Genomic DNA, 12499 nt, shown 5'->3' on the forward strand with positions numbered 1-12499 from the left:
TTATGCGTCGTGCCCTGCTCTTCGCTCTCGCCGTGCTCGCGCTGCCGTTGCAGGCAGCCGATCTGAAGCCATTCTCGGCCAGCTACACCGCCGACTGGAAGCAACTGCCCATGAGTGGCACTGCCGAGCGCAGCCTGGAAAAGAACGCCAACGGTACCTGGAACCTCAATTTCAAGGCGTCGATGATGATTGCCAGCCTGATTGAGCAAAGTACCCTGAAGCTGGACAAGGACACCCTGCTGCCCCAGACCTACCACTTCGAGCGTGGCGGCCTGGGCAAGGCCAAGAAGGTCGATCTGGATTTCGACTGGAGCAGCAAGAAGATCACCGGCACCGACCGCGGCGACGCGATCAACCTGCCGCTCAACCGCGGCGTACTGGACAAGTCCACCTATCAACTGGCCCTGCAGCATGACGTGGCAGCCGGCAAGAAGAGCGTGAGCTACCAGGTGGTCGATGGCGACGAGATCGACACCTACGACTTCCGCGTCCTGGGCAGCGAGAAAGTCACCACCAAGACCGGCCAGGTCGATGCCATCAAGGTCGAGCGCGTGCGCGACCCGAGCCAGAGCAAGCGCATCACCGAGCTGTGGTTCGCCAAGGACTGGGATTACCTGCTGGTGCAACTTCGCCAGGTCGAGACCGACGGCAAGGAGTACGTGATCGTCCTGCAGGACGGCACGGTCGACGGCAAGACAGTCAAGGGCAACTGATTGCCTGACTGCTGGTAACACCCCAAACCCCGCCAAGTGCGGGGTTTTTTTTACACCCTTGGTAGGAGCGGGCTTACCCCGCGATCGCAGGCTACCCGTCACATCGCATCGCGGGGCAAGCCAGGCCCCACAGGGACATGAAAGATGTTTCATGCGCCGTTTATTTACTTAGCCTGCTAACAAATTCTATAAAAGAGACCTGCGACACGGTGCCGCAGTTAACTGAAAGTGGAGTTTGCAGATGACTGTCAAAGTAACTGAGCGCGACGAAAGCAAAATGTCTCACGAAGGCCTGGCTGCAGGCGTGCGCATCTGGGATGTGCATCAGCAGGGTGAGCTGGTCGGCATGTTCCACAACGAGCATGAGGCCCACAGCTACCGCATCGAGCTGGAATACCTCGAGAACAGACGGCAACAGCAATAACCCCCTCCAGAAAAAACAAACCCCGCCGAAGCGGGGTTTGTCGTCTTTACCACATCAGATCGTCAGGGATCACGTAGGCCGCGTACGGATCGTCGGCATCCGGCTCTTCAACCTGGGTGTTGAGCAGGACAATACGCTGCGGGTCGCGCTCCTGGATCTTCAGCGCCGCTTCACGAGGGATCACTTCGTAACCACCGCCATGGGCCACGATGGCCAGCGAACCGCTGCTCAGCTTGCTGCGCATCAGGGCGTTGACCGACAGACGCTTGACCTTCTTGTCGTCGACGAAGTTGTAGTAGTCCTCGGTGGTCAGCTTGGGCAGGCGCGAGACTTCGATCAATTGCTTGACCTGGGCGGCGCGGGCCTTCTGCTCGGCCTTCTCCTGCTGCTGGCGGTTGAGCTCCTGGTCGCGCTTGGCTTTTTCCGCCATGGCTTCCTTGGCCAGCCGCTGCTGGGTATCGTCGACCTCGACCTGGCCTTTGTGCTCCAGGCGCTTTTGTTTCTTCTGATCTTTACTGACCTGCTTGACCTGTTTCTGGTTGACCAGACCGGCCTTGAGCAATTGGTCGCGAAGGGAAAGGCTCATCGTTCACTCACTTATGCAACAGCTCAGCCGCAGCTGGGCAGGTTCTTTTCCTGACGTTTGGCTTCGCCCCAGAGCGCATCCATGTCTTCGAGGGTGCAATCTTCAATCGGACGGCCTATGTCGCGCAATGCCTGTTCGATAAAACGGAAACGTCGCTCAAACTTTTTGTTCGCCCCGCGCAGGGCGTTTTCCGGGTCGACCTTCAGGTGCCGGGCCAGGTTGACCGCCGCGAACAGCAAATCGCCAAGCTCGTCGGCCAGGGCCACGCTGTCGTCGTCGGCCATGGCCTGCAGCACTTCGTCGAGTTCTTCGCGAACCTTGTCGAGCACCGGCAAGGCGTGTGGCCAGTCGAAACCGACCTGGGCGGCACGCTTTTGCAGTTTGGCCGCCCGCGACAAGGCCGGCAACGCGGCCGGCACGTCGTCGAGCAACGACAACTGCTCGGGCTCGCCCTTCTCGGCGCGCTCCTGGGCCTTGATCTGTTCCCAGCGCTGCTTGACCTGGGCTTCGTCGAGCTTGGGTGTGTCGAGGGCAGCGTAGAGTTCACCGCTTGGGAATACGTGCGGATGGCGGCGGATCAGCTTGCGGGTGATGCTGTCGACCACGCCATCGAACTCGAAACGGCCTTCTTCGCGTGCCAGCTGACTGTAGTAGACCACCTGGAACAGCAGGTCACCGAGTTCGCCCTGCAAGTGCTCGAAGTCGCTGCGCTCGATGGCGTCGGCCACTTCGTAGGCTTCTTCGAGGGTGTAGGGGACGATGGTCGCGTAGGTCTGCTTGAGGTCCCACGGGCAACCATGCTGCGGGTCGCGCAGGCGGGCCATGAGGTGGAGCAGGTCGTCTAGGGTATACATCTTGGGTTCCTTATCGCGGGTCAAGCCCGCTCCCACAGAGGATGCCTGCAGGAGCGGGCCTGGCCCGCGATAGCAGTCTTACGGCGTACGGTTACGCCGCGTCTCGATGATGTTCGGCAGTTGCGAAATCCGCCCCAGCAGGCGCCCGAGGGCATCCAGGCCAGGAATCTCGATGGTCAGCGACATCAGTGCGGTGTTGTCTTCCTTGTTCGAGCGGGTGTTGACCGCCAGCACGTTGATCCGCTCGTTGAGCAGGACCTGGGAAACGTCACGCAGCAAGCCCGGACGGTCGTAGGCACGGATGATGATATCCACCGGGTAGGTCTGTACCGGCACCGGCCCCCAGCTGACCTGGATGATCCGCTCCGGCTCGCGCCCGGCCAGTTGCAGCACCGAGGCGCAGTCCTGACGGTGGATGGTCACGCCACGGCCCTGGGTGATGTAGCCAACAATCGCATCGCCCGGCAGCGGCTGGCAGCAACCGGCCATTTGCGTGAGCAGGTTGCCGACGCCCTGGATCTGGATGTCGCCACGCTTGCCCGGCTTGTAGCCGGTGGCCTTGCGCGGCACCAGCTCGACATGATCGCTGCGCTCGGGCTCGACCAGTTGCTGCGCGGCGTTGACCAGGTGCGCCAGGCGCAGGTCCCCGGCGCCCAGCGAGGCGAACATGTCCTCGGCGGTACGCAGGTTGGCTTTTTCCGCCAGGCGTTCGAAGTCGACCTGCGGCAGGCCTAGGCGGTTGAGTTCGCGCTCGAGCAGGGTCTTGCCGGCGGCGACGTTCTGGTCGCGGGCCTGCAGCTTGAACCAGTGGACGATCTTCGCCCGCGCCCGCGAGGTGGTGACGTAGCCCAGGTTCGAGTTCAGCCAGTCGCGGCTGGGGTTGCCGTGCTTGCTGGTGATGATCTCGACCTGCTCGCCGGTCTGCAGGCTGTAGTTGAGCGGCACGATGCGGCCGTTGATCTTCGCCCCGCGGCAGTTGTGGCCGATCTCGGTGTGCACCCGGTAGGCAAAGTCCAGCGGCGTGGCGCCCTTGGGCAGGTCGATGGCGTGGCCATCGGGGGTGAATACGTAGACCCGGTCCGGTTCGATATCAACGCGCAGCTGTTCGGCCAGGCCACCGATGTCGCCCAGCTCCTCATGCCATTCCAGCACCTGGCGCAACCAGGAGATTTTCTCCTCGTAGTGGTTGGAGCTGGGTTTGACATCGGTGCCCTTGTAGCGCCAGTGCGCGCAGACGCCGAGCTCGGCCTCTTCGTGCATGGCATGGGTGCGGATCTGCACCTCGAGGACCTTGCCCTCAGGGCCGATCACCGCGGTGTGCAACGAGCGGTAGCCGTTTTCCTTGGGGTTGGCGATGTAGTCGTCGAACTCTTTGGGAATGTGCCGCCAGAGGGTGTGGACGATACCCAGCGCGGTGTAGCAGTCGCGCATTTCCGGGACCAGCACGCGCACTGCGCGCACGTCGTAGATCTGGCTGAATTCCAGGCCCTTGCGCTGCATTTTGCGCCAGATCGAATAGATGTGCTTGGCCCGGCCGCTGATGTCGGCGTTGACGCCGGTGGCCAGCAGTTCGTTCTGCAGCTGGTTCATCACGTCGCTGATGAAGCGCTCGCGGTCCAGCCGGCGCTCGTGCAAAAGCTTGGCGATCTGCTTGTACTGATCGGGTTCGAGGTAGCGGAAGGACAGGTCTTCCAGCTCCCACTTGATATGACCGATGCCCAGTCGGTGGGCCAGCGGTGCGTAGATATCGAAGACTTCGCGGGCGACGCGATTGCGTTTCTCGTCGTCGGCGCCTTTGACCGCGCGAATCGCGCAGGTCCGCTCGGCCAGCTTGATCAACGCCACGCGCACGTCGTCGACCATTGCCACGAGCATCTTGCGCAGGTTCTCGACCTGCGCCTGCGAGCCCAGCACCAGCGACTGGCGCGGGCTGAGACTGGCACTGATGGCTGCCATGCGCAGCACGCCGTCGATCAGTTTGGAGACCACCGGGCCAAAACGCTGGCCGACTTCAGCCAGGGTCACCTTGCCTTCGCGCACGGCGCGGTAGATGACCGCGGCGACCAGCGAGTCCTGGTCGAGCTTGAGGTCGGCCAGGATTTCAGCGATTTCCAGGCCGGCCTGGAAACTCGACGTACCATCGGCCCAGGAATGCTTGGCCGGGTTGCCCTTTTTTTCGATGTCCTGGGCGAACTCGCAAGCGGCCTTGAGGGCCTCCCGGTCCAGCGCCAGGTCGACGCTCACCACATGATCCAGCCATGCTTCGAGATTGATACTGCCGTCGGTGTTGACCGGCTGGTGCACTCTCACCTGTACCATCTTTGTTTACCTTTCCCTACAGCGCATTCGCGATGCGCTTGAAATCACTGGTGCTGCCCCTGCCGGACCCAAGGTGCAGCGCCGAACGCGTCAGCCTGGCTAACCCGCTTCGAATAACGCCATGGCTTCGACATGCGCCGTCTGAGGAAACATGTCGAGAATCCCGGCACTTTTTAACCGGTAACCCTGCCTGACCAGTTCAACGGTGTCGCGGGCCAGGGTCGCCGGATTGCACGATACATAAACAAGACGTTTCGCGCCGAGGTCTGCGATTTTTCGCACAACCTCAAATGCACCATCACGCGGTGGGTCCAAGAGTACCGCAGAAAAGCCTCCTGCGGCCCAGCCCGACGCCGCCAAAGGCTGCGATAAATCGGCCTGAAAAAACTGCGTGTTATGCAAATTGTTGCTACGGGCATTGGCGGCGGCCCGCTCGACCATCGCCTGCACCCCCTCCACCGCCACCACTTCCTTGGCCTGCCGGGCCAGCGGCAAGGCAAAGTTGCCCAGGCCACAGAACAGGTCGAGCACGCGCTCATCGGCCTGCGGCGCCAACCAGGCCAGGGCCTGCTCGATCATCGCGGTGTTGACCTGGGCGTTGACCTGGACGAAATCGCCCGGCCGGTACGCAAGCTCCAGGTTCCACGGTTCAAGGCGGAAACCGAGGCTCTGACCGGCGTCCAGCGGCAAAGGTTCACCCTCGCCTTGCAGCCACAGCTGCGCACCGGCCTCGGCGCAGAACGCCTGCAGGCGCGCCAGGTCGCCCTCACCCAATGGCCCGGTGTGGCGCAACAGCAGCGCCAGCGCGGTACCGCTGAACAGTTCGACGTGACCCACCACTTGCGGCTTGCTCAGGCTGCGTAACAGCGTAGGCAGGTGACGCATGATTGATTGCAAGGGTTGTACCAGCACCGGGCAGTCGTCGATGGGGACGATGTCCTGGCTGGCTTCGGCGCGAAAACCGACTTCAAGCTGTTTTGCCTTGTTGTCCCAACGCACCGCAACCCGCGCCCGGCGCCGGTAGCCGAATTCCGGACCGCTCAGCGGCGCGGCCCAATGCTCGGGCTGCACGCCGGCAACCCGCTGCAACTGCTCGGCCAGCAGGCGTTGCTTGAGCGCCAGTTGCTCGGCATGGGGCAGGTGCTGCAGGTTGCAGCCGCCACAGCGGTCGAAGTGCTTGCACGGGGCCTCGCGGCGCGCCGGGCTGGCACTGAACACCCGCTCAAGGCGCGCCTCGACCACCTTGCCGTGGGTGTTGAGCACCCGCGCTTCGACCTCTTCCTCGGCCAGCGCGCCACTGACGAACCAGGTACGACCGTCGAGAAAGGCGATGCCCCGGCCGTCACCGGCCAGGCGCTCGATGCTCAGGCGCTGCTTTTTACCGGTGGGGATCTGTGGCGCGCGGGTGCCACCGGCCGGCTGAAAGCGCAGGCCGCTGTTACGTTTGTTCTTGGACATCAGTTCACTGAATCGAAAATGCCGGTCGACAGGTAACGGTCGCCACGGTCGCAAATGATCGCCACCATCACGGCGTTTTCCAGCTCGCGGGACAGGCGCAGCATGGCTGCCACTGCACCACCGGAGGACACACCACAGAAAATGCCCTCTTCCCGGGCCAGGCGGCGGGTGGTTTCTTCGGCTTCGCTCTGGGCCATGTCGACCACACGGTCAACGCGCTCGGACTGGTAGATCTTCGGCAGGTATTCCTGCGGCCAGCGACGGATGCCGGGGATGGCCGAGCCTTCCATCGGCTGCAGGCCGACGATCTGCACCGCCGGGTTCTGCTCCTTGAGGTAGCGCGAGCAGCCCATGATGGTGCCGGTGGTGCCCATGGAGCTGACGAAGTGGGTAATGCTGCCCTGGGTCTGGCGCCAGATTTCCGGGCCGGTGCTCACGTAGTGGGCTTCAGGGTTGTCGCCATTGCCGAACTGGTCGAGCACCAGGCCACGGCCTTCAGCCTGCAGGCGGTCGGCCAGGTCGCGGGCGCCTTCCATGCCATCTTCCTTGCTGACCAGGATCAGCTCGGCGCCATAGGCGGTCATCGCCGCCTTGCGTTCGGCGCTGGAATTGTCGGGCATGATCAGGATCATCTTGTAACCCTTGATCGCCGCCGCCATGGCCAGAGCGATGCCGGTGTTGCCCGAGGTCGCTTCGATCAGGGTATCGCCCGGCTTGATCTGCCCACGCAGCTCGGCGCGGGTGATCATCGACAGCGCCGGCCGGTCCTTGACCGAGCCTGCCGGGTTGTTGCCTTCAAGCTTGAGCAGGAGGGTATTGCTGGTTTCGCCGGCAATGCGCTGCAGGCGGACCAGAGGCGTGTTGCCGACGCAATCGGCGATGGTTGGGTACTGCAAGGTCATGGCGTATTCGCAATCCAGACTGCGGGGGCGCCTATCATACCGGCAAACGGGATTTGCCCATATCACGCAATGTGTTGGGGTTATAGCTGCGAGCTATAAGCTGGGATTGCGGAGCCTGTTGCAGCCCTATCGGGGGTCAAGTCGGGTCGCCGCACCGCCGCTCCCAAAGGAGATCACACTGCTGGCAGCTGCATGTTCAGGCGCAAGCCCTGCCCGGTGTTCTGCGCCCACAAGCGCCCGCCCTGGCGGACCACGGCATTGCGGGCAATGCTCAGGCCCAGCCCGAAGCCGCCATCGCCGGTGCGCGATCCGTCCAGGCGGGTAAAGGGTGCGAAAATGCGCTCCAGCTCGCTTTCGGCGACGCCACCACCCTGGTCTTCCAGCCAGATCAGCCAGGTATCGCCCTGGCGCCGCCCGTCCAGACGGATCACCCCCGTGGCCGAGGAATGCCGAATGGCATTGCGCAGGATGTTCTCCAGGGCCTGGGCCAGGCTGTTGAGGTTGCCTTGCACCCAGCACGAGGCATCCAGCCCGCAGCGCAGTTGCGCGGCCGGCCAGGCGCTTTCGTAGCAGGCGTCTTCAGCGAGCATTTCCCACAGGGCCTGGACCTGAATCGGCTCTTTGCTCAAGGGCGCCCGCTCAGTGTCGAGCCAGGCCAGTTGCAAGGCATCTTCGACCAGATGCTGCATGCAGTCGATTTCGCGCCCCAGGCGTACGCGTAGCTGATTGGCATCCGCCTCGCTGTCGCAGGCCACGCGCAAGCGGCTCAAGGGCGTGCGCAGCTCGTGGGAAAGGTCGCGCAACAGCTGCTGTTGCAAGGCCACCGTGCCCTGCAGACGTTCGGCCATGTCATCGAAGGCACGGCCCAGTTCGCCCAACTCGTCCTGGCGGCTGGTGGTGCTGCTGGCGACCCGGGCCGATAGCTGGTCGGCACGCCAGGCATTGGCCTGCTCGCGCAACTGGATCAGCGGCACAACCAGCATGCGGTAGAGGCCGACGCATAGCAGCAAGGTAAACAGCCCGGGGATGATGCCGTTGGTCACCACCCGCCACAGCACCCGGTACTGCCCCGGCGCCAGGCGCTGCGGCAGCTCCATGACCAAGGTGCCCAAATGTGGCTGTTGCGGGAACGGCAGGCGCATCCACGGCATGCCGATCGCGCGCGGGCTTACTGGCCAGTCGATGCCGCGCAGAAAGGTCAGGCGCCGGCTTTCAGCCTCGTTGAGCGGCGTGCTGCTCAACGACTGCAGGTTCGGGCCGATCACCCCGACCCAGCCGCTTTCCTTTTCACCCACCGCCGCCAGCCAGGCGTCGATACCGGCCTGCCCGCCTTGCAGCCAGGCCTGCTCGGCTTCGCTGGCATAGCCTTGCAGGATGCTTTTGGCCTGTTCGGAAAGGAAGGCGTTCTGGGTGTCCATGTGCCGGCCCCAGGTCCAGCTCAGGCCGATCATCAGCAGGCAGAAGCCCACCAGCAGGATCGCCAGTTTCCAGAACACGGAATGACGATTGGGCACCTCAGTGCACCTCAACGCTACTGAGCACGTAGCCCTTGCCCCACACCGTGCGCACCTCGCGCTCCAGGTAGCCGATGGCCTTGAGCTTGCGGCGGATCTGGCTGACGTGCATGTCCAGGCTGCGATCGTGGCGAGCATAGCCGCGCTGCAACACCTGCTGATAAAGGAAGGCCTTGCTCAGCACCTCTTCATCGCTGCGCTGCAGGGTGTCGAGCAGGCGGTACTCGCTGAGGGTCAACCCCGCCCACTGCTGGCCATAACAGACATCGCTGGCCTCTTCGTCGAAGCGCAGTTCACCGGCCAGCATCGCAGCCGGTTGCTGGTGGCGCCGCTCCAGCGCTACCCGGCGCAGGATCGCTTCGATGCGAACCTGCAGCTCGACCATACTGAAGGGCTTGGGCAGGTAGTCATCGGCGCCACGCTTGAAACCGCTGATGCGGTCGGCCTCGGCGCCCAGCGCCGACATCAGGATCACCGGCGTCGAGCTGCTTTTGCGCAACTGCGCCAGTACATCCAGGCCGTTGAGGCCGGGCAGCAGGATATCCATCAGCACCACATCAAAGCGGCTGCTCTGCGCGACCTGCAGGCCCTCCTTGCCATTCTGGCACCAGGTGACCTTGAAGCCGCCGCGTTGCAGCTCTTCGCGCAGGTAGGCACCCAGGACCGGATCGTCCTCGATGGCAAGGATGTTGGAGGTACTAATAGATACAGGAGTCATTGGCCGATGCTAGCAATTCTCAATCACGCGATTATTCGGCATTCCCCCTGCACAGGCAACCGCAGCTCGACCAAAGCCCCGGTTATCCTTGGCAATCGACAAAAGCAGATACAAATGAGTGCATTACGCGAGTAGGCGCGGTACTTTTCCGACTGGTCCGTCAGCAGGAGCTGGCGGAGGCTTACAGCGCTTACCGGGCACAGGAGAGTGGCGTGCTGAATAGATTGGGGATCAGAAGCCGCGTGCTGTTGCTCGCCTTGTTGCCAGCCGGCCTGATGGCGCTGGTGCTGGGCGGCTACTTCACCTGGTTGCAGCAGAGCGAGCTGCAGACCCAACTGCTGCAACGCGGCAAGATGATTGCCGAGCAACTGGCCCCGCTGGTGGCGCCGGCCCTGGCACGGCACGACCCGGCGCAGCTGGAGCGCATTGCCGCCCAGGCCCTGGAGCAGTCCGATGTGCGTGCCGTGGCTTTTCTCGGCCCCGACCGCAACGCCCTGGCCCACGCCGGCCCGAGCATGCTCAACCAGGCACCCACCGGTGGCGGCACGCAGTTGCTGCAGCGCACCGGCAATGACGCCACCCGTTACTTGCTGCCGGTGTTCGGCCGCCACCGCGACCTGGCCGGCGAGCTGATTCCCGGCGAAGCCGATCGCCTGCTCGGCTGGGTGGAAATCGAGCTGTCCCACGACGGCACCCTGCTGCGCGGCTACCGCAGCCTGTTTACCAGCCTGCTGCTGATTTTCCTCGGCCTGGCCGCCACCGCCCTGCTGGCCCTGCGCATGAGCCGCACGATCAACGGCCCGATCGGCCAGATCAAATACGCAGTCACCCAGTTGAAAGACGGCAACCTCGAAGAACGCTTGCCGGCAATGGGCAGTTACGAGCTTGATGAACTGGCTGCGGGGATCAACCGTATGGCCGAAACCCTGCACAACGCCCACGAAGAGCTGCAGCACAGCATCGACCAGGCCACCGAAGATGTGCGCCAGAACCTGGAAACCATCGAGATCCAGAACATCGAGCTGGACATGGCGCGTAAGGAGGCCCTGGAGGCCAGCCGGATCAAGTCCGAGTTCCTCGCCAACATGAGCCATGAAATCCGTACGCCGCTGAACGGCATTCTTGGTTTCACTCATTTACTGCAAAAAAGCGAACTGACCCCGCGCCAGCTCGACTACCTGGGCACCATCGAAAAGTCCGCCGGCAGCCTCTTGGGCATCATCAACGAGATCCTCGATTTCTCCAAGATCGAGGCCGGCAAGCTGGTGCTCGACAGCATTCCGTTCAACCTGCGCGACCTGATCCAGGACACCCTGACCATCCTCGCCCCGGCGGCCCACGCCAAACAGCTGGAGCTGGTCAGCCTGGTGTACCGCGATACACCGCTGTCGCTGGTTGGCGACCCGCTGCGGCTCAAGCAGATCCTTACCAACCTGGTCAGCAACGCCATCAAGTTTACCCGCGAGGGCACCATCGTCGCCCGGGCCATGCTCGAGGACGAGCGCGAAGACAGCGTGCAGTTGCGCATCAGCGTTCAGGACACCGGCATCGGCTTGTCCAGCCAGGATGTGCGGGCACTGTTCCAGGCCTTCAGCCAGGCCGACAACTCGCTGTCGCGCCAACCCGGTGGCACAGGCCTGGGCCTGGTGATTTCCAAGCGCCTGATCGAACAGATGGGCGGTGAGATCGGCGTCGACAGTACGCCCGGCGAAGGCTCGCAGTTCTGGATCAGTCTGAGCCTGCCCAAGGCCCGCGACGACGCCGAAGACCTGCCAACGCAACCGCTGGTGGGCCGCCGCGTAGCAATTGTCGACAGCCACGAGCTGGCGCGCCAGGCCCTGGAGCATCAACTGGAAGACTGTGGCCTGAGCGTCAGCCTGTACACCACGGTCGAACAACTGCTGCACGCGGTCGAAGCCGCCAGCCTGGCCGGGCAACCCTTCGAGCTGGCGGTGCTTGGGGTCAACCTCGACAGCCTCTCGCCGGAGCGCCTCGGTCAGTACATCCAGCAACTGGAAAACCTCGCCTGCCAGGCCCTGGTGCTGTGCCCGACCACCGAACAGGCGCTGTACCACCCTTACCTGCCCAATGCTCACGGCCAGTTGCAGGCCAAGCCTGCCTGCACGCGCAAATTGCGCCGGGCCCTGGTCGAGATGGTCCAGCCGCGGCGCCCGGGCAGCGAGAGCAAGCCGGTGTCCGACCAGCCGTTGCCGAAGGTGCTGTGCGTCGACGACAACCCGGCCAACCTGCTGCTGGTGCAAACCCTGCTCGAAGACCTGGGTGCCGAAGTGCTGGCGGTCGACAGCGGCTATGCGGCGGTTCAGGCGGTGCAGGACGAGCGCTTCGACCTGGTGCTGATGGACGTGCAGATGCCCGGCATGGACGGGCGCGAATGCACCGAGCAGATCCGCCAGTGGGAAACCAGCCAGAGCGGCCCGGCGCTGCCAATCGTGGCACTGACCGCCCACGCCATGGCCAACGAAAAGCGCGCCCTGCTGCACAGCGGCATGGACGACTACCTGACCAAACCGATCAGCGAGCGCCAACTGGCCCAGGTGGTGCTCAAATGGACCGGCATGGCCCTCGGTGCGCCGCGCCCGGAACGCCCGCTGGAGCGCACGCCGGACAGCAGCGAACTGAAGGTGCTCGACCCCGAGGAAGGCCTGCGCCTGGCTGCCGGCAAGCCGGACCTGGCCGCCGACATGCTGGCGATGCTGCTGGCGTCGCTGGAGTCCGACCGCGAAGCGATTCGTGTCGCCCGCGAGGCAGCCGACCGCAATGGCATGATCGAGCGCGTGCACCGCCTCAATGGCGCCTCGCGCTACTGCGGGGTGCCGCAACTGCGCGCCGCCTGCCAACGCAGTGAAACCTTGCTCAAGCAGGATGACCCACAGGCGCCGCAAGCGCTGGACGAACTGGACCGGGCCATCACCCGGCTGACTGCCCAGGCGCGCATGAGCGCCTGAACCCTGGCTGACCTGGGGCAAGGCCCGATCCTTGCCCCTTGGTTA

General features: G+C 63.8%; 10 protein-coding genes. 3 read left to right on the top strand and 7 right to left on the bottom strand.

The window, feature by feature from the left end; all coding sequences use genetic code 11:
• Nucleotides 1–2: 2 nt before the first annotated feature.
• Both LOY22_RS20195 and LOY22_RS20200 read left to right on the top strand, forming a co-directional pair.
• Nucleotides 3–713 (top strand): DUF3108 domain-containing protein, encoded by a 711-nt coding sequence (locus tag LOY22_RS20195; RefSeq protein WP_045195566.1) that lies wholly within the window; start codon nt 3–5, stop codon nt 711–713.
• Nucleotides 714–954: 241 nt separating this feature from the next.
• The gene (locus tag LOY22_RS20200; protein ID WP_038993913.1) at nt 955–1137 is read left to right on the top strand and encodes a hypothetical protein; all 183 of its coding nucleotides are present in this window, start codon (nt 955–957) and stop codon (nt 1135–1137) included.
• A gap of 46 nt (nt 1138–1183) precedes the next feature.
• Here the strand turns inward: LOY22_RS20200 and LOY22_RS20205 are convergent, their stop codons facing one another.
• The 7 genes from LOY22_RS20205 to LOY22_RS20235 all read right to left on the bottom strand — a co-directional run bounded on the left by LOY22_RS20205 (nt 1184) and on the right by LOY22_RS20235 (nt 9488).
• Nucleotides 1184–1723 (bottom strand): DUF2058 domain-containing protein, encoded by a 540-nt coding sequence (locus LOY22_RS20205; RefSeq protein WP_045195569.1) that lies wholly within the window; start codon nt 1721–1723, stop codon nt 1184–1186.
• Nucleotides 1724–1746: 23 nt separating this feature from the next.
• The gene (mazG, locus tag LOY22_RS20210) at nt 1747–2577 is read right to left on the bottom strand and encodes a nucleoside triphosphate pyrophosphohydrolase (protein WP_093380294.1); all 831 of its coding nucleotides are present in this window, start codon (nt 2575–2577) and stop codon (nt 1747–1749) included.
• A 78-nt stretch (nt 2578–2655) separates the two neighbouring features.
• A complete protein-coding gene (relA, locus tag LOY22_RS20215) occupies nt 2656–4896 on the bottom strand; it encodes a GTP diphosphokinase (RefSeq protein ID WP_045195574.1) in 2241 nt (746 codons plus the stop codon).
• Between the two features lie 99 nt (nt 4897–4995).
• Nucleotides 4996–6354, bottom strand: a complete 1359-nt coding sequence (gene rlmD / locus LOY22_RS20220) for a 23S rRNA (uracil(1939)-C(5))-methyltransferase RlmD (RefSeq protein ID WP_093380291.1) — start codon at nt 6352–6354, stop codon at nt 4996–4998.
• Entirely contained in the window at nt 6354–7256 is a 903-nt protein-coding gene (gene cysM, locus LOY22_RS20225; protein WP_093380288.1) for a cysteine synthase CysM, read from the bottom strand. The genes rlmD and cysM overlap by 1 nt, the downstream gene beginning before the upstream one ends.
• 173 nt (nt 7257–7429) lie before the next feature.
• The gene (locus LOY22_RS20230; RefSeq protein ID WP_258594589.1) at nt 7430–8770 is read right to left on the bottom strand and encodes a sensor histidine kinase; all 1341 of its coding nucleotides are present in this window, start codon (nt 8768–8770) and stop codon (nt 7430–7432) included.
• A gap of 1 nt (nt 8771) precedes the next feature.
• The gene (locus LOY22_RS20235) at nt 8772–9488 is read right to left on the bottom strand and encodes a response regulator transcription factor (RefSeq protein ID WP_045195578.1); all 717 of its coding nucleotides are present in this window, start codon (nt 9486–9488) and stop codon (nt 8772–8774) included.
• Nucleotides 9489–9700: 212 nt separating this feature from the next.
• Here LOY22_RS20235 and LOY22_RS20240 point away from each other — a divergent pair, with 212 nt between their 5' ends.
• The gene (locus LOY22_RS20240; RefSeq protein ID WP_045195580.1) at nt 9701–12454 is read left to right on the top strand and encodes a response regulator; all 2754 of its coding nucleotides are present in this window, start codon (nt 9701–9703) and stop codon (nt 12452–12454) included.
• Nucleotides 12455–12499 lie beyond the last annotated feature (45 nt).

Origin of the sequence: Pseudomonas sp. B21-035 (genome assembly GCF_024748945.1) — a bacterium.
Classification (GTDB): Bacteria; Pseudomonadota; Gammaproteobacteria; order Pseudomonadales; family Pseudomonadaceae; genus Aquipseudomonas.

Excerpts from the sequence above, each read along its gene's own strand:
- LOY22_RS20235 (WP_045195578.1), bottom strand. The coding sequence starts at position 9,488 with ATGACTCCTGTATCTATTAGTACCTCCAACATCCTTGCCATCGAGGAC.
- mazG (WP_093380294.1), bottom strand. The coding sequence starts at position 2,577 with ATGTATACCCTAGACGACCTGCTCCACCTCATGGCCCGCCTGCGCGAC.
- LOY22_RS20200 (WP_038993913.1), top strand. The coding sequence starts at position 955 with ATGACTGTCAAAGTAACTGAGCGCGACGAAAGCAAAATGTCTCACGAA.
- cysM (WP_093380288.1), bottom strand. The coding sequence starts at position 7,256 with ATGACCTTGCAGTACCCAACCATCGCCGATTGCGTCGGCAACACGCCT.
- relA (WP_045195574.1), bottom strand. The coding sequence starts at position 4,896 with ATGGTACAGGTGAGAGTGCACCAGCCGGTCAACACCGACGGCAGTATC.
- LOY22_RS20195 (WP_045195566.1), top strand. The coding sequence starts at position 3 with ATGCGTCGTGCCCTGCTCTTCGCTCTCGCCGTGCTCGCGCTGCCGTTG.
- rlmD (WP_093380291.1), bottom strand. The coding sequence starts at position 6,354 with ATGTCCAAGAACAAACGTAACAGCGGCCTGCGCTTTCAGCCGGCCGGT.
- LOY22_RS20205 (WP_045195569.1), bottom strand. The coding sequence starts at position 1,723 with ATGAGCCTTTCCCTTCGCGACCAATTGCTCAAGGCCGGTCTGGTCAAC.